General features: G+C 72.8%; 16 protein-coding genes, 1 other RNA gene, 1 pseudogene and 1 riboswitch. Of the genes and pseudogenes, 13 read left to right on the forward strand and 5 right to left on the reverse strand.

Features of this window, described 5'->3' with window-relative positions; all coding sequences use genetic code 11:
- Positions 1-27 precede the first annotated feature (27 nt).
- Positions 28-1,689, reverse strand: a complete 1,662-nt coding sequence (gene ettA / locus D3A60_RS03475; protein WP_119717287.1) for an energy-dependent translational throttle protein EttA — start codon at positions 1,687-1,689, stop codon at positions 28-30.
- A 252-nt stretch (positions 1,690-1,941) separates the two neighbouring features.
- Here ettA and glyA point away from each other — a divergent pair, with 252 nt between their 5' ends.
- The 9 genes from glyA to thiL all read left to right on the forward strand — a co-directional run bounded on the left by glyA (position 1,942) and on the right by thiL (position 9,982).
- The gene (glyA, locus tag D3A60_RS03480) at positions 1,942-3,207 is read left to right on the forward strand and encodes a serine hydroxymethyltransferase (protein ID WP_119717288.1); all 1,266 of its coding nucleotides are present in this window, start codon (positions 1,942-1,944) and stop codon (positions 3,205-3,207) included.
- 15 nt (positions 3,208-3,222) lie between these two features.
- Positions 3,223-3,741: a transcriptional regulator NrdR gene (gene nrdR, locus D3A60_RS03485; protein WP_119717289.1), complete on the forward strand. Its 519-nt coding sequence runs from the start codon at positions 3,223-3,225 to the stop codon at positions 3,739-3,741.
- Positions 3,741-4,904, forward strand: a complete 1,164-nt coding sequence (gene ribD, locus D3A60_RS03490) for a bifunctional diaminohydroxyphosphoribosylaminopyrimidine deaminase/5-amino-6-(5-phosphoribosylamino)uracil reductase RibD (RefSeq protein WP_119717290.1) — start codon at positions 3,741-3,743, stop codon at positions 4,902-4,904. The genes nrdR and ribD overlap by 1 nt, the downstream gene beginning before the upstream one ends.
- A gap of 60 nt (positions 4,905-4,964) precedes the next feature.
- The gene (locus D3A60_RS03495; RefSeq protein ID WP_119717291.1) at positions 4,965-5,720 is read left to right on the forward strand and encodes a class I SAM-dependent methyltransferase; all 756 of its coding nucleotides are present in this window, start codon (positions 4,965-4,967) and stop codon (positions 5,718-5,720) included.
- An 89-nt stretch (positions 5,721-5,809) separates the two neighbouring features.
- Positions 5,810-5,984, forward strand: a riboswitch (FMN riboswitch).
- Positions 5,985-6,115: 131 nt separating this feature from the next.
- The gene (locus D3A60_RS03500) at positions 6,116-6,712 is read left to right on the forward strand and encodes a riboflavin synthase (RefSeq protein ID WP_119717292.1); all 597 of its coding nucleotides are present in this window, start codon (positions 6,116-6,118) and stop codon (positions 6,710-6,712) included.
- 61 nt (positions 6,713-6,773) lie between these two features.
- The gene (ribB, locus tag D3A60_RS03505) at positions 6,774-7,886 is read left to right on the forward strand and encodes a 3,4-dihydroxy-2-butanone-4-phosphate synthase (RefSeq protein ID WP_119717293.1); all 1,113 of its coding nucleotides are present in this window, start codon (positions 6,774-6,776) and stop codon (positions 7,884-7,886) included.
- A 78-nt stretch (positions 7,887-7,964) separates the two neighbouring features.
- Positions 7,965-8,432 (forward strand): 6,7-dimethyl-8-ribityllumazine synthase, encoded by a 468-nt coding sequence (gene ribH / locus D3A60_RS03510; RefSeq protein ID WP_119717294.1) that lies wholly within the window; start codon positions 7,965-7,967, stop codon positions 8,430-8,432.
- Complete coding sequence (gene nusB / locus D3A60_RS03515; RefSeq protein WP_119717295.1) at positions 8,429-8,890, forward strand: transcription antitermination factor NusB; 462 nt, start codon at positions 8,429-8,431, stop codon at positions 8,888-8,890. The genes ribH and nusB overlap by 4 nt, the downstream gene beginning before the upstream one ends.
- 129 nt (positions 8,891-9,019) lie before the next feature.
- Entirely contained in the window at positions 9,020-9,982 is a 963-nt protein-coding gene (gene thiL, locus D3A60_RS03520; protein ID WP_231120407.1) for a thiamine-phosphate kinase, read from the forward strand.
- Here thiL and D3A60_RS03525 read toward each other — a convergent pair whose 3' ends face one another.
- Genes D3A60_RS03525 through D3A60_RS03540 form a run of 4 tightly spaced genes read right to left on the reverse strand, consistent with a single transcriptional unit; the run spans position 9,983 to position 13,835 of the window.
- Positions 9,983-10,585, reverse strand: coding sequence for a uracil-DNA glycosylase family protein (locus D3A60_RS03525; RefSeq protein ID WP_119717297.1), 603 nt, complete (start codon positions 10,583-10,585; stop codon positions 9,983-9,985).
- Positions 10,582-11,970 (reverse strand): FAD-binding oxidoreductase, encoded by a 1,389-nt coding sequence (locus tag D3A60_RS03530; protein WP_119717298.1) that lies wholly within the window; start codon positions 11,968-11,970, stop codon positions 10,582-10,584. Before D3A60_RS03530 ends, D3A60_RS03525 begins: the two co-directional genes overlap by 4 nt.
- 38 nt (positions 11,971-12,008) lie before the next feature.
- Complete coding sequence (locus D3A60_RS03535) at positions 12,009-12,446, reverse strand: YraN family protein (protein ID WP_119717299.1); 438 nt, start codon at positions 12,444-12,446, stop codon at positions 12,009-12,011.
- 33 nt (positions 12,447-12,479) lie between these two features.
- Positions 12,480-13,835, reverse strand: a complete 1,356-nt coding sequence (locus D3A60_RS03540; RefSeq protein WP_196778628.1) for a penicillin-binding protein activator — start codon at positions 13,833-13,835, stop codon at positions 12,480-12,482.
- Between the two features lie 117 nt (positions 13,836-13,952).
- On the opposite strand from D3A60_RS03540, the gene rsmI reads away from it, so the two are divergent.
- The 4 genes and pseudogenes from rsmI to rsmH all read left to right on the forward strand — a co-directional run.
- Entirely contained in the window at positions 13,953-14,777 is an 825-nt protein-coding gene (gene rsmI / locus D3A60_RS03545) for a 16S rRNA (cytidine(1402)-2'-O)-methyltransferase (RefSeq protein WP_119717301.1), read from the forward strand.
- A 185-nt stretch (positions 14,778-14,962) separates the two neighbouring features.
- Positions 14,963-15,332: RNase P RNA component class A (gene rnpB, locus D3A60_RS03550), an RNA gene on the forward strand.
- 524 nt (positions 15,333-15,856) lie between these two features.
- Positions 15,857-16,303 (forward strand): division/cell wall cluster transcriptional repressor MraZ, encoded by a 447-nt coding sequence (mraZ, locus tag D3A60_RS03555; RefSeq protein WP_119717302.1) that lies wholly within the window; start codon positions 15,857-15,859, stop codon positions 16,301-16,303.
- Positions 16,300-17,241, forward strand: a pseudogene (rsmH, locus tag D3A60_RS03560) (16S rRNA (cytosine(1402)-N(4))-methyltransferase RsmH); the annotation flags it as partial. The gene mraZ and the pseudogene rsmH, both read left to right, overlap by 4 nt.
- Between the last annotated feature and the right edge of the window lie 2 nt (positions 17,242-17,243).

A 17,243-nucleotide genomic window follows, 5' to 3' on the forward strand; every position in this document is an offset into this window, starting at 1 on the left:
TTGCGGCGGGCGTCGTCGGGGTCGCGGTTACTTGAGCGCCTTGAAGCGCAGGCGGTGCGGCGCCGCGCCTTCGGCGCCGAGGCGGCGCTTCTTGTCTTCCTCGTACTCGCGGTAGTTGCCCTGGAAGAACTCCACGTGCGAATCGCCCTCGAACGCGAGGATGTGCGTGGCGATGCGGTCGAGGAACCAGCGGTCGTGCGAAATCACGAACGTGTTGCCGGGGAACTCCAGCAGCGCGTCCTCGAGCGCGCGCAGCGTCTCGATGTCGAGGTCGTTGGACGGTTCGTCGAGCAACAGCACGTTGCCGCCCTGCAGCAGGGTCTTGGCCATGTGCAGGCGGCCGCGCTCGCCGCCGGACAGCGAGCCGACCATCTTCTGCTGGTCCTGGCCCTTGAAGTTGAACCGGCCGATGTACGCGCGCGACTGGATCTCGATGCCGTTGATGTTGAGGATGTCGAGGCCGCCGGACACTTCCTGGAACACGTTGTGGTTGCCGGTGAGCGCGTCGCGGCTCTGGTCGACGTAGGCCAGCTTGACGGTCGGGCCGGTCTCGATCGTGCCGGAGTCGGGCTTCTCCTTGCCGGTGATCATCTTGAACAGCGTCGACTTGCCGGCGCCGTTCGGGCCGATGATGCCGACGATCGCGCCGGGCGGGACGCTGAAGCTCAGGTTGTCGATCAGCAGGCGGTCGCCGAACTTCTTCGACACGTTCTTGAACTCGATGACCTTGTTGCCCAGCCGTTCGCCCGGCGGGATGAAGATCTCGTTGGTCTCGTTGCGGCGCTGGTAGTCGACCGACTGCAGCTCCTCGATGCGCGCCAGTCGCGCCTTGCCCTTGGAACGGCCGCCCTTGGCGTTCTGCCGCGCCCACTCGAGCTCCTTCTGGATCGCCTTCTGCCGCGACTTCTCCTGGTTCTCTTCCTGCTTCAGGCGCTCGTCCTTCTGCACCAGCCAGTCGGTGTAGTTGCCCTTCCACGGGATGCCGCGGCCGCGATCGAGTTCGAGGATCCACTCGGCGGCGTTGTCGAGGAAGTAGCGGTCGTGGGTGACGGCCACCACGGTGCCGGTGTAGCGGGCGAGGAACTGCTCCAGCCACTCGACCGATTCGGCGTCGAGGTGGTTGGTCGGCTCGTCGAGCAGCAGCATGTCCGGCTTCTGCAGCAGCAGCTGGCACAGCGCGACGCGGCGCTTCTCGCCGCCCGACAGGTTGCCGATCACCGCGTCCCACGGCGGCAGGCGCAGCGCGTCGGCGGCGACTTCGAGCTGGTTCTCCAGCGTGTGCGCGTCGCCGGCGGCGAGGATCGCCTCCAGCCGCTGCTGCTCGGCGGCGAGCTTGTCGAAGTCGGCGCCTTCCTCGGCGTAGGCGGCGTAGACGGCGTCGAGCGCGGCCTGCGCGTTGATGATCTCGCCCAGGCCCACCTCGACCGCCTGGCGCACGGTCTGGGTCGGGTCGAGCTGCGGCTCCTGCGGCAGGTAGCCGACCTTGATGCCCGGCTGCGGGCGCGCCTCGCCGGAGAAGTCGGTGTCGACGCCGGCCATGATCTTCAGCACCGTCGACTTGCCCGCGCCATTGAGGCCGAGCAGGCCGATCTTCGCGCCCGGGAAGAACGACAGCGAGATGTCCTTGATGATCTGGCGCTTCGGCGGAACGGTCTTGCTGACGCCGTTCATCGTGTAGATGTATTGCATGGAATCTCCGCGGGCGGACGGCGGCGACCTGCCGGGGCAGGGCCGCAAAGGGGTATCGGGATGCCGCGATTATCCCGGATGCGGCTCCCGACCGCCAATGAATCCGGCCCGTCAGGGCAGTTTCCGGCGCAGCGCCGGGCCAGCGCGCGCCCGCCGGCGCGCCCGTGCAGCACGGGTCCGGGCCGTCGCCGCGGTGGCCGCAAGTGCGCGCCGCCGCTACACTTTCGACCTTCCCCAACCCCCGGAGTGGCGATGTTTCCGCGCGATGCCCGTATCGAAGGTTTCGACCCTGAACTCGCCAAGGCCATCGCCGACGAGGCCCGCCGCCAGGAAGACCACGTCGAACTGATCGCGTCGGAAAACTACGCCAGCCCGCGCGTGCTCGAGGCCCAGGGCAGCGTGCTGACCAACAAGTACGCCGAAGGCTACCCGGGCAAGCGCTACTACGGCGGCTGCGAGTACGTGGATGTCGCCGAGAAGCTGGCGATCGAGCGCTGCAAGCAGCTGTTCGGGGCGGGCTCCACGGAAGGGATGTACGCCAACGTGCAGCCGCACTCGGGCTCGCAGGCCAACCAGGCCGTATACCTGGCGCTGCTGCAGCCGGGCGACACGATCCTCGGCATGAGCCTGGCCCACGGCGGCCACCTGACCCACGGCGCCAAGGTCAACTTCAGCGGCAAGCTGTTCAACGCCGTCCAGTACGGCGTCAACGACCAGGGCCTGATCGACTACGACGAGGTCGAGCGCCTCGCGGTCGAGCACAAGCCGAAGATGGTCGTCGCCGGCTTCAGCGCGTACTCGCAGGTCATCGACTGGGCGCGCTTCCGCGCGATCGCCGACAAGGTCGGCGCGTACTTCTTCGTCGACATGGCGCACGTCGCCGGGCTGGTCGCCGCCGGCGTGTACCCGAACCCGGTCCCGCACGCCGACGTCGTGACCTCGACGACGCACAAGACCCTGCGCGGTCCGCGCGGCGGCATCATCGTCGCGCGCGCCAACGAGGAGCTGGAGAAGAAGCTGCAGAGCATCGTCTTCCCAGGCATCCAGGGCGGCCCGCTGATGCACGTCATCGCGGCCAAGGCGGTGGCTTTCAAGGAAGCGCTGGAGCCGGAGTTCAAGGCCTACCAGCAGCAGGTCGTCAAGAACGCGCAGGCGATGGCCAAGACCATCATCGCGCGCGGCTACAAGATCGTCTCCGGCGGCACCGACAACCACCTGATGCTGGTCGACATGATCGGCAAGGGCATCACCGGCAAGGCCGCCGAGGAGGCGCTCGGCCGCGCGCACATCACCGTCAACAAGAACGCGGTGCCGAACGATCCGGCCAAGCCGTTCGTGACCTCGGGGCTGCGCATCGGCACGCCCGCCGTCACCACCCGCGGCTACCTCGAGCCCGACTGCGTGGCGCTGGCGAACTGGATCTGCGACGTGCTCGACGCCCCGGCCGACGAATCCGTCATCGCCGGCGTGCGCGAGAACGTCACGAAGCAGTGCCGCCAGTTCCCGGTCTACGGCTGACGGCGCGGAACGACCTTGCACTGCCCGTTCTGCCAGCACCAGGACACGCGCGTGATCGACTCGCGCGTGTCCGACGACGGCGCGACGATCCGGCGCCGGCGCGTGTGCGAGGCCTGCGGTGAGCGCTTCAGCACGCTCGAGACGATCGAGCTGAAGCTGCCGATGATCATCAAGGGCGACGGCCGGCGCGAGACGTTCGACGCGCGCAAGCTGCGGTCGGGCTTCGACCGCGCGCTGCAGAAGCGGCCGGTCTCGGAGGAGCAGATCGAGGCGGCGGTGCGCGCGGTCGTGCACCAGCTGCGGATGACCGCCGAGCGCGAGCTGCCGTCGCGCCGCGTCGGCGAATTCGTGATGGCCGAGCTGCGCAAGCTCGACCATGTCGGCTACGTGCGCTTCGCGTCGGTGTACCGCGCGTTCGAGGACGTCGCCGACTTCCGCGAAGTGCTCGACCGGCTCGAGCACGACGCCAGCGTCGAGGGTCAGCTGCCGCTGCTCGACGAGGACCGGCCGGCGCCGGAGCGCAAGAAGCGCTGATGGCCGGGCCGTCCGCCGCGTTCAGCGCCACCGACCACGCGCTGATGGCGCGCGCGCTGCGGCTGGCCGAGCGCGGCGCGTACACGACCCGGCCCAACCCGATGGTCGGCTGCGTCATCGCCGACGGCGACGAGGTGGTCGGCGAAGGCTGGCACGTCCGCGCCGGCGAGCCGCACGCCGAAGTGCACGCGCTGCAGGCGGCCGGAGGGCGCGCGCGCGGCGCCACCGCCTACGTCACGCTCGAGCCCTGCGCGCACCACGGCCGCACGCCGCCGTGCGCCGACGCGCTGGTCGCGGCCGGCGTCGGCCGCGTCGTCGCGGCGATGCGCGACCCGTTCCCGCAGGTCGACGGCGCCGGGTTCGACCGGCTCGCCGCGGCCGGCATCGCCGTCGCCAGCGGCCTGATGGAATCGCAGGCGCGCGCGTTGAACCGCGGCTACCTGTCGCGGCTGGAGCGCGGCCGGCCGTGGGTGCGCGTCAAGCTGGCGACCAGCCTCGACGGCCGCAGCGCGCTCGCCAGCGGCGAATCGAAGTGGATCAGCGGCGAGGCCTCGCGCCTCGACGTGCAGCACTGGCGGGCCCGCGCCGGCGCGATCCTGACCGGCGCCGGCACGGTGCTGGCCGATGACCCGTCGCTGACGGTGCGGATGGGGCCCGACGATGCCGGCCAGCCGATCGCGTTCGAGCCGCCGCTGCGCGTCGTGCTCGATCCGGGCCTGGCGACGGTCGCGCGCGGCCGGGTGCGCGAAGGCGAGGCCCCGACGCTGTACCTGCACGCCCCCGACGCCAAGCCGCCGCGCGGGCTGACCGCGCAGACCGCGGCGATCGCCCAGCGCGAGGGCCGCTTCGACCTGCACGCGGTGCTGGCGACGCTGGCCGCGCGCGGCATCAACGAGGTCCAGATCGAAGCGGGCGCGACGCTGGCCGGCGCGTTCCTGGCCGCCGGCCTGGTCGACGAAATGCTGCTGTACGTCGCGCCGGTGCTGCTCGGCGATCGCGCGCGGCCGCTGTTCGACGGCTTGCCGATCCACACGATGGCCGACAAGCTGCGCCTGCACCAGGTCGACTCGCGCGCGATCGGCGAGGACTGGCGGCTGCTGCTGCGGCCGGCCGACGACGCGCCGCCGGCCGCGCCCGCCGTTACCGACCCGCAGCGCGACTGAGGGCGGGCGCGGCGAACATCGGGCCGAACCGGATCGCCCGCACGCACGGAGGACCGATCGATGGCGTTCAAGGACCACTTCTCCGGCATCGCCGACGCCTACGCCGCCGCGCGGCCCGAATACCCGGACACCCTGTTCGACGCGCTCGCCGCCGAGGCCCCGCCGGAGTCGCTGGTGTGGGAGCCGGGCGCCGGCAGCGGGCAGGCCACGCGCGGGCTCGCCGCGCGCTTCACCCACGTACACGCGACCGATCCCAGCGCCGCGCAGCTGGCCCAGCACTGGGCCCACGCCGGCGCGGCCGACGTGTCGCTCGCGGTGGAGCCGGCCGAGTCCACCGCGCTGGGCGACCACAGCGTGCAGCTGGTTGCGGTCGCGCAGGCGCTGCACTGGTTCGACCGGCCGCGCTTCTTCGCCGAATGTGAGCGCGTGCTCGCGCCCGGCGGCGTGCTCGCGGCGTGGGGCTACCAGGATTTCGACCCGCCGGCCGGGCTCGAGGCCGCGGTGGCGGGGTTCCGCGTGCGCATCGCGCCGCACTGGCCGGCCGAGCGAGCGCTGGTCGATGCGCGCTATGCCGGATTCGAGTGGCCGTTCCCGGCGATCGACGCGCCGTCGCTGTGGCTGGAGTCGCGCTGGCCGCTGCCGCATTTCCTGCGCTACCTCGCCAGCCTGTCCGCGACCGCGCGCTGCGCCGAGGCGACCGGCGAAGACCCGGTCGCGCGCCACGCCCCGGCGATCGCCGCGGCGTGGGGCGATCCTGAAGCCGTCAAGCCGATCCGCTGGCCGCTGTTCCTGCACCTGCGGCGCCGGCCGGCCTGACGGCGCCGGCGGAACAGTCCGTCCGCGCCGGCGGGCGGCGCGGGAGCGGGTGGTAAACTGCGCGCCGCCTGCCTGCAGGCACTCACACGTAACGTCTTCAGGGCGGGGTGCGATTCCCCACCGGCGGTAGGCGCGATGCGGCCCCACGGCCGTCCGCGCGAGCCCGCGAGCGCCTCCCGCGCCGGCTCCGGCCGAGCGGAAGGGTCAGCAGACCCGGTTCAATGCCGGGGCCGACGGTCACAGTCCGGATGAAAGAAGACGGCTTCCGCGCGGCGCCACGCCGCGCGCCTGCCTCTGCGCCGCTGGAGGCGTTTCTTCGCCGTCGTCGCGGGAAACGCTGCCATGTCCAAGCCCCACTGCCGCCGCTGCGCCGCCTCCCCGGCGGGGGCGCGCTGATGTTTACCGGGATCATCGAAGGCGTCGGCGCGATCGCCGCGCTCGAGCCGCGCGGCGGCGACGTGCGCCTGACGGTCGACGTCGGCGCGCTCGCGTTCGACGAGGTGCGCCTCGGCGAGAGCATCGCGGTCAACGGCGTGTGCCTGACCGTCGTCGCCTTCGACGCGCGGACCTTCGCCGCCGACGCGTCGACCGAAACGCTCGCGCTGACCACGCTCGGTCGGCTCGCGCCGGGCAGCGCCGTCAACCTGGAGCGCGCAATGCGCCCGACCGACCGGCTCGGCGGGCACCTGGTCAGCGGCCACGTCGACGGCGTCGGCACGGTCGTGTCGGTCAGCGACGATGCGCGCGCGCAGCGCTGGCGCTTCAGCGCGCCGCCTGCGCTGCTGCGCTACATCGCCAAGAAGGGATCGATCTGCGTGGATGGCGTCAGCCTGACCGTCAACGAGGTCGACGACGCCGGCTTCGAGGTCGCATTGATCCCGCACACGGTGGCGCACACCGCGTTCGCGAGCACCGGCGTCGGCGACGCGGTCAACCTCGAGATCGACCTCGTCGCCCGCTATGTCGAGCGCCTGCTCGCCGGGCGCGGCTGATCGCCGCCCGTTCCCTCTTCCTGCGCGCCACGCGTCCCCACGCCTTCCGGAACCCGACCCCATGGCCTTCTCCCCGATCCCCGAGCTCCTCGAGGAAATCCGCGCCGGCCGCATGGTCGTCATCGTCGACGACGAGGACCGCGAGAACGAGGGCGACCTGATCATGGCCGCCGAGCTGGTGCGGCCGCAGGACATCAACTTCATGGTCACCCACGCGCGCGGGCTGGTGTGCCTGTCGCTGACGCGCGAGCGCTGCCGCCAGCTCGGCCTGCCGCCGATGGTCCGCGACAACACGTCGCCGCACCACACCAACTTCACCGTGTCGATCGAGGCGGCCGAGGGCGTCACCACCGGCATCAGCGCGTACGACCGCGCCCACACCGTGCGCACCGCGGTGCGTCCGGATGCGGCGCCGGCCGACCTCAGCCAGCCGGGCCACATCTTCCCGCTGATGGCGCAGCCCGGCGGCGTGCTGAACCGCGCCGGCCACACCGAGGCTGCGAGCGACCTGGCGCTGCTGGCCGGGATGGAGCCGGCCGGCGTGCTGGTCGAGATCCTCAACCCCGACGGCTCGATGGCCCGCCGGCCGGAACTGGAAGCGTTCGCCGCCGAGCACGGCCTGAAGATCGGCTCGATCGAGGAGCTGATCCGCTACCGGCTCGAGACCGAGCACACCGTCGAGCGCGTCGACGCGCGGCCGATCGAGACCGAGCACGGGCCGTTCGAGCTGGTCAGCTACCGCGACCGCCTCAGCCACGCGCTGCATTTCGCGCTGCTGCGCGGCGAGCCCGACGCCGCCACGCCGACGCTGGTCCGCGTGCACGTGCAGAACCCGCTCGCCGATTCGCTGCACTGGCGCCGGCCGGATTTCGGCCCGGCCGTCGGCGACGTGCTCGCGGCGATCTCGCGCGCCGGCCGCGGCGCGCTGGTGCTGCTCGGCGACAACGCCGGCGCCGACGCGCTGCTGGCGCGCGTGCGCGCGACCCCGCACGAGCCGGAGGCCGCGGGACCGGCCCTGCACGAGTGGCGCCGCAACGGCGCCGGCGGGCAGATCCTCGCCGACCTCGGCCTCGGCCGGCTGCGGGTGATCGGCACGCCGCGCAAGCAGATCGGCCTGGCCGGGTTCGGGCTGGAAGTCGTCGAGTACGTCGACCTCGCCCACCTGCCGGCGTGAGCGCCGGCCGCGCCGGAACGCCGGCGCGGCCCACCGGCTAAACTACGCGGCCCCACCCCCACGAGCGTCGCCCCGGCCATGCCCCACATCGAAGGCGACCTGCGCAGCCCTGCCGGCGCGCGGTACGCGATCATCGCCAGCCGCTGGAACCCGCGCATCACCGATACGCTGGTCGCCGGCGCGCGCAAGAGCTTCGCCGACCACGGCGTCGCCGATGACGCCCTCGACGTGGTCCGCGTGCCTGGCGCGTGGGAGATCCCGGTGGTCGCCGCGCGGCTGGCCGCCAACGGCGAACACGCCGCGATCGTCGCGCTCGGCTGCATCGTCCGCGGCGACACCCGCCACTACGAGCACGTCGCAGACCTGTGCGCCGAAGGCCTGATGCGCGTGCAGCTCGACTTCGGCCTGCCCGTGGCCAACGGCGTGCTCGCCGTCGAGCGCCACGAGGACGCCGAGGCCCGCGCCGGCGGCAGCCACGGCAACAAGGGCGAGGAGGCCGCGCAGGCTGCCCTCGAGATGTCGCACCTGATGGAGCAACTGCCGTGAACCGTCGCCGTCCGGATGGCATCGACCCCGTCGCCCGCTCGCGCGCGCGCCGCCGCGCGCTGCAGGCCGTCTACGCCTGGCAGCTGTCCGGCACCGGCGTGCGCGAGGTCATCGCGCAGTTCGCCCACGAGCAGGCCAAGGAGCCGGCCGACCTGGAGTACTTCGAAGACCTCGTGCGCGGCGTCGACCAGCACCAGGAGGACCTCGACCACGCGCTCGGGCCGTTCCTCGACCGCGACGTCGAGCAGGTCGATCCGGTCGAGCGCGCGGCGCTGCGGATCGCCGCCTACGAGCTGCGCCACCGCCCCGACGTGCCGTACCGCGTGGTCATCAACGAGGCGATCGAGGGCGTCAAGCGCTTCGGCGCGGAGCACGGCCACACCTACGTCAACGGCGTGCTCGACCACGCGGCCGCCGACTGGCGCGCGGTCGAAGTGCAGTCCGCGCGGCGCAGGTAAATCGTCCGTCGCGGGCATGCCTTCCGCAGCGGCGACAGGCAGGCCAGCGACCATGTACGTTCCTGTTCAAGGCATGGCATGTCGGCGTTCGCCGCGCGCGCTGGCGCGTTGGAGACCATCGTGACCCCAGTGTCCCCAGGCACGGCCGAATTCGACCTGATCGAACGCATCCGTCGCCGCGCGGCCACGCGCGGCGACGTCGTGCTCGGCATCGGTGACGACGCCGCGGTGCTCGCCGTTCCGCGTGACCGGCAGCTGGTCGTCGCGATGGACACGCTCAACGCCGGCGTGCATTTCCCCGACGGCACCGCGCCGGCCGACCTCGGCTGGAAGTCGCTGGCCGTCAACCTCTCCGACCTCGCCGCGATGGGCGCCGCGCCAGCGTGGTGCACGCTGTCGCTGTCGCTGCCCAGTGCCGACGCGGGCTGGATCGACGCGTTCCTCGACGGTTTCCTCGCGCTCGCCGACGCGCACGGCGTCGCGCTCGTCGGCGGCGACACCACGCGCGGCCCGCTGTCGGTGTGCGTCACCGCGCACGGCCTCGTCGCGCCGGGCGCGGCGCTGCGGCGCGCCGGCGCGCGCGTCGGGGACGACGTGTGGGTCACCGGCACGCTCGGCGACGCCGCCGGCGCGCTGGCGCAGTGGCGGGCCGGCGGCGCGCGCGATGCCGCGCTGCGGGAGCGCCTCGACCGGCCGATGCCGCGCGTCGCGTTCGGCGTCGGCCTCGTCGGCCTCGCTCACGCGTGCATCGACGTGTCGGACGGGCTGCTGGCGGACCTCGGCCACGTGCTGGCGGCCAGCGGCGTCGGCGCCGAGGTGCAGCTCGACGCGCTGCCGTCGTCAACGGCGCTCGCGCGCGCGTTCGACGCGCCGGCGCGCCGCGCGCTGCAGGCGGCCGGCGGCGACGACTACGAGCTGTGTTTCACCGCGCCGCCGGGCGCGCGCGACGCGATCGACGCACTGGCGTCGGCGACGCACGTGCCGGCGACGCGGATCGGCGGGATCGTCGCGGGCGAGGGCGTACGCGCCGTCGACGGCGATGGCGCGGCGTGGGCTCCGCCGGCGCGCGGCTACCAGCACTTCGTCGGCTGATCACGGCGCGGCGTGGTCGTCGCCCATCAGCGTGCGCACCCGCGCGCGCAGCTCCGGGACCACCTCGCGCTCGAACCACGGATTGGCCTTGAACCAGCCGACGTTGCGCGGACTCGGATGCGGCAGCGGCAGCAGTGCCGGCGCGAACTCGCGCCACGCGCGCACCGTGTCGGTCAGCGTCGCCTTGCGACCGCCGCCGAGGAAATACGCCTGCGCGTACTGGCCGATCAGCAGGGTCAACCTGACGTTCGGCAGCAGCGGCAGCAGCCGCGGATGCCATGTGGCGCGGCACTCCGGCCGCGGCGGTGCGTCGCCGGAGCCGGCCCGGCCGGGATAGCAGAAGCCCATCGGCACGATCGCCACGCGCGACGCATCGTAGAAGTCGTCCGGTTCGATCCCGAGCCAGTCGCGCAGGCGCCGGCCGCTGGCGTCGTCCCACGGTACGCCGCTGGCGTGCACCCTGGTGCCGGGCGCCTGCCCGACGATCAGCAGCCGCGCGCCCGCGCTCGCGCGCAGCACCGGGCGCGGGCCGAGCGGCAGCGACGCTTCGCACAGGCGGCACGCGCGGATGGCCGCGAGCAGGTCGTCCAGCGCGTCGCTCACGAGGGCGGCAGCAGCTTGCCCGGGTTGAGCAGGCCGTCGGGATCGAACACCGCCTTGAGCTGGCGCATCAGCGCCAGCGTCGGCGGCGTGACCGCCTGCGGCATGAAGTCGCGCTTGGCCAGGCCGATGCCGTGCTCGCCCGACAGGGTGCCGCCGAGCGACAGCGCCAGCGCGAACACGCGCGTCATCGCCGCGTGCGCGCGCGCGGACTGCGCCGCGTCGGCGGGGTCGTAGAGCAGGTTGACGTGCAGGTTGCCGTTGCCGGCGTGGCCGAAGCAGACGATCGGCAGCGCGAACTCGCGCGCCAGCGCCTGCACGCCGTCGACGAGCGCCGGGATGCGCGACACCGGCACGACCACGTCCTCGTTGATCTTGCCCGGTGCCAGCGTGCGCAGCGCCGGCGACAGCGCCTTGCGCGCGGCCCACAGGCGCTCGCGCGACGCGTCGTCGGCGGCGTCGTCGAGCGACACCAGCCCGTCGCCGGCCGCCGCGCGCATCAGCGCCTCGACGTCGTGCGGCAGCGTGTCGGCATCGCCGTCGGCCTCGATCATCAGCAGCGCGCCGGCGTCGCCCGGCAGGTCGGCGCCGCCGACGTCGCGGGCCAGTTGCACCGCCTGCGCGTCCATGAACTCGAGCATCGACGGGGTCACCGGCTGCGCCATCAGCCGCGCGACGGCCTGCGCGGCGCTGTCGACGTCGCGGTAGATCGCGCGGATGGCGCGGCGCGCGCTCGGCAGCGGGGTGAGTCGCAGCGTCGCCTCGACGATCAGCGCAAGCGTGCCTTCGCTGCCGACCAGCAGCCGGTGCAGGTCGTATCCGGTCGCGCCCTTGGTCGTCGCGGTGCCGCAGGTGACCAGCTCGCCGGCGCCGGTGACCGCGGTCAGCGCGAGGACGTTGTCGCGGCTGGCGCCGTACTTCACCGCGCGCGGTCCGCCGGCGTTGCAGGCGAGGTTACCGCCGACCGTGCTGTACGCCGCGCTGGTCGGGTCGGGCGGCCAGAACAGGCCGTGCGCGACGAGCGCCGCCTGCAGGTCGCCGTTGAGCACGCCCGGCTCGACGACGGCGCAGCGGTCGCCCGGGCGGATGTCGACGATCCGGTCCATCCGCTCGAACGACACCACGACGCCGCCGTCGACCGGCACCGACGCGCCGGTGGTGTTGGTGCCGCGCCCGCGCGCGACGATCGGCACGCGGTGTGCGCGGCACGCCTGCACGATCGCGACCACGTCGTCGCGCGTGCGCGGCAGCGCCACCGCGTCGGGCAGCGCGTGGCGGCGAGAGTTGTCGTAGCCGTAGGCGAGGCGCTCGCTGGCGTCGACCAGCCAGCCGTCGGCGCCGAGCCGCGCGGCGAGGGTGCGGTGCAGGGCGTCCGGCAGCGGGTGCATGCGGGGATTATCGCCGCGGCGCGTTCGCCGCGCGTGGGCTAGGCGTCGTCGGCGCGGAACGCGTCGCGCAGCCAGTGCAGCTGCGGCGCGGCGGGGTCGCCGCTGGCGTCGACGACGTCGAAGCGGCACGCCGCGTCGGCGTATGCGGGGTGCGCCGCGAGGAAGGCGAGGGCGGCGTGGACCAGCTTGCGGCGTTTGCGCGCGTCGACCGACGCGGCGCCGCCGCCGAAGCGCGCGCTTGCGCGGTAGCGCACCTCGACGAACACCAGCGTGCGCTCGGGTGCGTCGAACATCACCAGGTCGAGTTCGCCGAAACGGTAGTTCGCGTTGGCCGCGACCGGCGACAGGCCGGCGCGGACGAGATGGGCTCGCGCAGCGGCCTCGACCCGCGCACCGCGGGCGCGGCGGTCAGCGGTCGCCGGATCGTCCGGCGTCGCAGGGGTTTCGCGATGCCGCCACCGCAGCGGCCACTTCATTCGCCGGCGTCCGTGCCGTGGGTGCGCGACGGATCAGCGCCGCGCCGCATCCGCCAGCGGCACCGCAACGCCGCCGCTGAACGTCGACCACGCCGGCGTGCGCTGCACGACGCCGAAGCCGTCCATCCGCAGCACGCCGGTCGCGCCCTCGACCGCGCCGTCGGCGGTCGTCGCAAGGCGCTCGAGATACGCGGTCAGCTGCCAGGCGTCGAAGCCGAACGCGAACAGCCGCGCGGCCGGGCCTTTGGCGGTCGGCAGCATCGCGGCCGCGCTCGCCGCCGACGGCAGCCCGCGCGTGCCGCGCAGGGTCCAGGTTTCGCCGGGGAATGCGATGCCGTCGAGCACGCGGTCTTCGGCGGGCTTGCCGGTGCCGGCCAGCAGCTGCGAGGTCGCCACGCGCGGCTTGCCGGCGAGGCCGGCCAGCGCGAGCTTCGGCATCAGGGTGCGCGCGGCGGAGCCGCGCGTCGCGATGAACACCGCGTCGACGCCGCCCTCTTTCTGCGCGAACGGCGCGAGGTCGGCCGTGCCTTCGCCGACCGAGTCGGTCACGAGCGCGCCGCGTTCGGCCAGACGCTCGCGCAGCGACGCGACGGCGCGACGCTGGCTCTCGTCGTCGCCGGTGATCACCAGCACGCGCCGCGCATTGCGCTCGAGCAGGAACTCGGCCGCGGCGATGCCCTCGTCTTCCGGCGCCAGCGAGAAGCTCGCGTGGCCGCTCGGCGGCGCGACGGTGCCGCGGTTCAGCGCGAGCACCGGCACCGGCAGCTCGGCGCGGTTGAACAGTGCGCTGACTTCGTCGCGTCCGAGTGGGCCGACAACGAAATCGCTGCCTTCGGCCGCGGCGCGCTCGTACGCGGACAGCGTGCCGCCGGCATTGCCCTGGGTGTCGTAGAACACGATTTCCGGCCGGCGCCGCGTCTCGCCGTAGTAGCCGGCGAGGAAGCCGTCGCGCACCGGCGCGGTGGCGGCGGCCATCGAGCCCGACAGCGGCAGCAGCATCGCGACCTTGACTGGCGGGCGGTAGCCGTCCCGGTCGGCCGGCGGGCGATTGCCGGCGTCGAAGCGCCAGGCTTCGCCGCGGTCGAACGGGCGCGGCAGCGGCAGGCCGCGGCGCAGCAGGGCGCGGCCGGCGTAGTTATAGAGCGGGTCGCCGGCCGGCAGGCGTGCGGCCTCGGCGGCCAGCGTGGCGTTGTCGAGCCCGGACAGCAGGCGCTCGATCTGGCGGTCGCTGTCGCTGCGCGCCGCGCCGCTCAGCGCCGCGCCGGCCTGGGCCAGCTCGCGGGCCTGCTGCACCTGCGTGTTGCGCGACTCGACCGGAGCCGTCACCGACGACGTCGGCGCCATCGTCGCGCAGCCCCCGAGCAGCAGCGCGGCGGAAGCGGCGATCACGATCCATGTGGAAGCGCGGGAGCGGTGCGGCATGCGGCTCATCGGTGTGTGTGCGCCGCGCGCGGCGCTCCTGGGGGGACCGGTTACGATTCTAACCGTCCCCCCTGTGGAAGCACGATGCAAACGCCCGGCACCCTGCACGTGGTCGCGACGCCGATCGGCAACCTCGGCGATCTGTCGCCGCGCGCGCTGGAGACCCTGCGCACCGTCGATGCGATCTGCGCCGAGGACACGCGCCACACCCGCCAGCTGCTGTCGCACTTCGGCCTCGAGCGCCCGCTGCTGGCGCTGCACCAGCACAACGAGGACGCGCAGGCGGCGCAGCTGGTCGATCGGCTGCGCGGCGGACAGTCGCTGGCGCTGGTGTCGGACGCCGGCACGCCGCTGGTCAGCGATCCCGGGTTCCGGCTGGTCCGCGCGGCGCGCGCGGCCGGCGTCCGCGTGTCGCCGGTGCCCGGCGCGTGCGCGGCGATCGCCGCGCTGAGCGTCGCCGGCGTGCCGTCCGACCGCTTCGTGTTCGAGGGCTTCCTGCCGGCCAAGGCCGGCGCGCGTCGCGAGCGCCTCGCCGCGCTGGCGGGCGAGCCGCGCACGCTGCTGTTCTACGAGTCGGCGCACCGCATCGAGGAGTCGCTGGCGGATCTGGTCACTGCCTTCGGCCCGGATCGCCGCGCGGTGCTGGGGCGCGAGCTGACCAAGCTGTTCGAAACGGTGCTCGATGGCCCGCTGCCGGACCTGCTCGCGCAGGTGCAGGCCGACGCGAACCAGCGCAAGGGCGAGTTCGTGGTCGTCGTCGAAGGCGCGGGCGATGACGCCGACGCGCGCGTGGCCGAAGGCCGGCGGCTGTACGCCAAGCTGACCGAACACCTCAAGCCGTCGCAGGCGGCCAAGCTCGCCGCCGAACTCAGCGGCGCGCCGCGCAAGGCGCTGTACGGCGGGGAATGAGTGCTCCGGCCCTTGATCGCCGCGACTCCAGCCCGTCACCGCGTGGCCTAGGGGCTGGGAGCCCCCCTTGGTAAAGGGGGCGCCGCGACAGCGGGGGGGATCCGGAAGGTGCGGAGCGGGGCCCGAAGTTCGCGCCGCGAACTTTTGGGGGCAATTCTGCTGCGAAGCAGTAGAATTACCACGGCGGAGTCGGCCAGGCAGTCGCGTCATCCAGACCCACTTCGGTGGGAACGGATGCCGAGGAAAGTCCGGGCTCCACAGGGCACGGTGCCAGGTAACGCCTGGGCGGCGCGAGCCGACGGAAAGTGCAACAGAGAGCAGACCGCCGAACGGCGTCGCAAGACGCGCGTGGCAAGGGTGAAACGGTGCGGTAAGAGCGCACCGCGAGTCCGGCAACGGACCGGCACGGCAAACCCCACCGGGAGCAAGACCAAATAGGGAGGCAATGCCGCGGCCCGCGGTGTCTCCGGGTAGGTTGCTCGAGCGTACCGGTGACGGTGCGCCTAGAGGAATGACTGTCCACGACAGAACCCGGCTTATCGGCCGGCTCCGCCACCTCCTTCGCGCGATCGGCCAGCCGGCCGGCTGCCCCGTGGCCGTGCGCCGCTCATCGGTGTGCGCGGCTTAACGCGAGCGCCGGTGGCCCGGGTGCGGCGCCGCCCCGCTCGTGATGCCGTTTGCGGGCGCTGGAGTCGGACTCCGCTTCGGATCGACGGCTCCGGCCGCATCATGCTGCACCGCCGCATGGCGCGTACGGCGACCTGGGCCGGCGATGTGAGGAGGGCGTGACGAAGGCCTCAATCTCAAAATATGAGACGAAACAACAGTTAGTGGATAAGTCTTGAATAAGACTCTGAAGTATCTCTTAAGCCTTTGATGCCATTGGTGAAATTCCCCCTGCAAAGTTGTTGACAACCCTGTGGGCCGTGCCTAAGGTGGGCCTCGGAGGGAAAACCGGGATTTTTGTGGTTTTTCGTGGCCGAGGGCCCCCCGCAGGACGACCGTACCGGTCGGCCGGCGAGGGCGATTCCACGAGCAGGGCAGACCCGTCCGAAGAGACGGGCTGACACGGGTGCAGGATGTTCCAGGGCGAAACCGCCATCACGATCGACGACAAGGGCCGGCTGGCGGTGCCCACCGCCTACCGCGACGTCGTCGCGCGCGAGTGCGCCAACCGCCTCGTCGTCACCTACAGCCCGTTCGACGCCGGCTGCCTCTATCTCTACCCGCAGCACGTCTGGGAGCGCGTCCGCGACCAGGTCAACGCGCTGCCGAAGACCAAGAGCACCAGCCGCCTGATGCAGTTCAAGCTGGTCGGCGCGGCCGCCCACGTGGAGCTCGACGGCAACGGCCGCATCTCCATTCCGGTGAGCCAGCGCGCGGCGATCGGCATCGACAAGCGCGCCGTCCTGCTCGGCATGGGCGACAAATTCGAGTTGTGGAGCGAGCACGCGCATCACGAACAGGTCCGTCAGGTCTTGACCGACGGCGACCTGGGCGACGAGCTGCTCGGCCTGCAGCTGTGACGGCCGGTGGCAGCGGGCACGACGACGTGCCCGGCCACCTCCCGGTGCTGTACGCGCAGACCCTGGACGGCCTGCGGGTGACCGAGGACGGAACGTATCTGGACGGCACGTTCGGGCGCGGCGGCCATGCGCGCGGCGTGCTGGGGAAGCTGGGGGCCGGAGGCCGGCTGCTGCTGATGGACAAGGATCCCGAAGCGATCGCCGTCGCCGAACGCGAGTTCGGCGCCGATCCGCGCGTGTCGATCCGCCGCGGCAGCTTCGCCGGGATGGCCGACTGGGACGCGACCGCCGGCGGGCTCGACGGCGTGCTGCTCGACCTCGGGGTGTCGTCGCCGCAGCTCGACGTCGCCGCGCGCGGCTTCAGCTTCGGCAAGGACGGCCCGCTCGACATGCGCATGGACCCGGACGCCGGCGAAAGCGCCGCGCAGTGGCTCGCGCGCGCCGACGAGCGCGAGATCGCCGACGTGCTGTTCACCTACGGCGAGGAGCGCCAGAGCCGGCGCATCGCGCGCGCGATCGTCGCGCGCCGCGCTGAGCAGCCGCTGGTCCGCACCGCGCAGCTGGCCGAGCTGATCGGCTCGGTGATGCCGCGCGGCGACAGCAAGACGCACCCGGCCACGCGCAGCTTCCAGGCGATCCGCATTTTCATCAATCGCGAGCTCGGCGACCTCGAGGACGGCCTGCAGGCCGCCTATGCGCGCCTGAAGCCGGGCGGCCGGCTGGCCGTGATCAGCTTCCACTCGCTCGAAGACCGCATCGTCAAGCAGTTCATCGCGCGTTACGCCAAGGCGCCGCCGGGCAACCGCCGGACGCCGGTTGCGCAGGCGTTCACGCCAACGCTGCTGGCGGTGGGCGACGCGCAGAAGGCGACCGACGACGAGCTGGCCGCCAACCCGCGCGCCCGCAGCGCCGTGCTGCGCGTCGCCGAAAAGCTGGGAGC

This window comes from Cognatilysobacter tabacisoli (assembly GCF_003586305.1).
Lineage (GTDB): Bacteria > Pseudomonadota > Gammaproteobacteria > Xanthomonadales > Xanthomonadaceae > Cognatilysobacter_A > Cognatilysobacter_A tabacisoli.

What these genes read in the sequence shown, in the direction of transcription:
- ribB (WP_119717293.1), top strand. Translation starts at nt 6,774, where the DNA reads ATGGCCTTCTCCCCGATCCCCGAGCTCCTCGAGGAAATCCGCGCCGGC.
- D3A60_RS03530 (WP_119717298.1), bottom strand. Translation starts at nt 11,970, where the DNA reads ATGCACCCGCTGCCGGACGCCCTGCACCGCACCCTCGCCGCGCGGCTC.
- mraZ (WP_119717302.1), top strand. Translation starts at nt 15,857, where the DNA reads ATGTTCCAGGGCGAAACCGCCATCACGATCGACGACAAGGGCCGGCTG.
- D3A60_RS03535 (WP_119717299.1), bottom strand. Translation starts at nt 12,446, where the DNA reads ATGAAGTGGCCGCTGCGGTGGCGGCATCGCGAAACCCCTGCGACGCCG.
- ettA (WP_119717287.1), bottom strand. Translation starts at nt 1,689, where the DNA reads ATGCAATACATCTACACGATGAACGGCGTCAGCAAGACCGTTCCGCCG.
- rsmI (WP_119717301.1), top strand. Translation starts at nt 13,953, where the DNA reads ATGCAAACGCCCGGCACCCTGCACGTGGTCGCGACGCCGATCGGCAAC.
- D3A60_RS03500 (WP_119717292.1), top strand. Translation starts at nt 6,116, where the DNA reads ATGTTTACCGGGATCATCGAAGGCGTCGGCGCGATCGCCGCGCTCGAG.
- ribH (WP_119717294.1), top strand. Translation starts at nt 7,965, where the DNA reads ATGCCCCACATCGAAGGCGACCTGCGCAGCCCTGCCGGCGCGCGGTAC.
- D3A60_RS03495 (WP_119717291.1), top strand. Translation starts at nt 4,965, where the DNA reads ATGGCGTTCAAGGACCACTTCTCCGGCATCGCCGACGCCTACGCCGCC.
- ribD (WP_119717290.1), top strand. Translation starts at nt 3,741, where the DNA reads ATGGCCGGGCCGTCCGCCGCGTTCAGCGCCACCGACCACGCGCTGATG.
- glyA (WP_119717288.1), top strand. Translation starts at nt 1,942, where the DNA reads ATGTTTCCGCGCGATGCCCGTATCGAAGGTTTCGACCCTGAACTCGCC.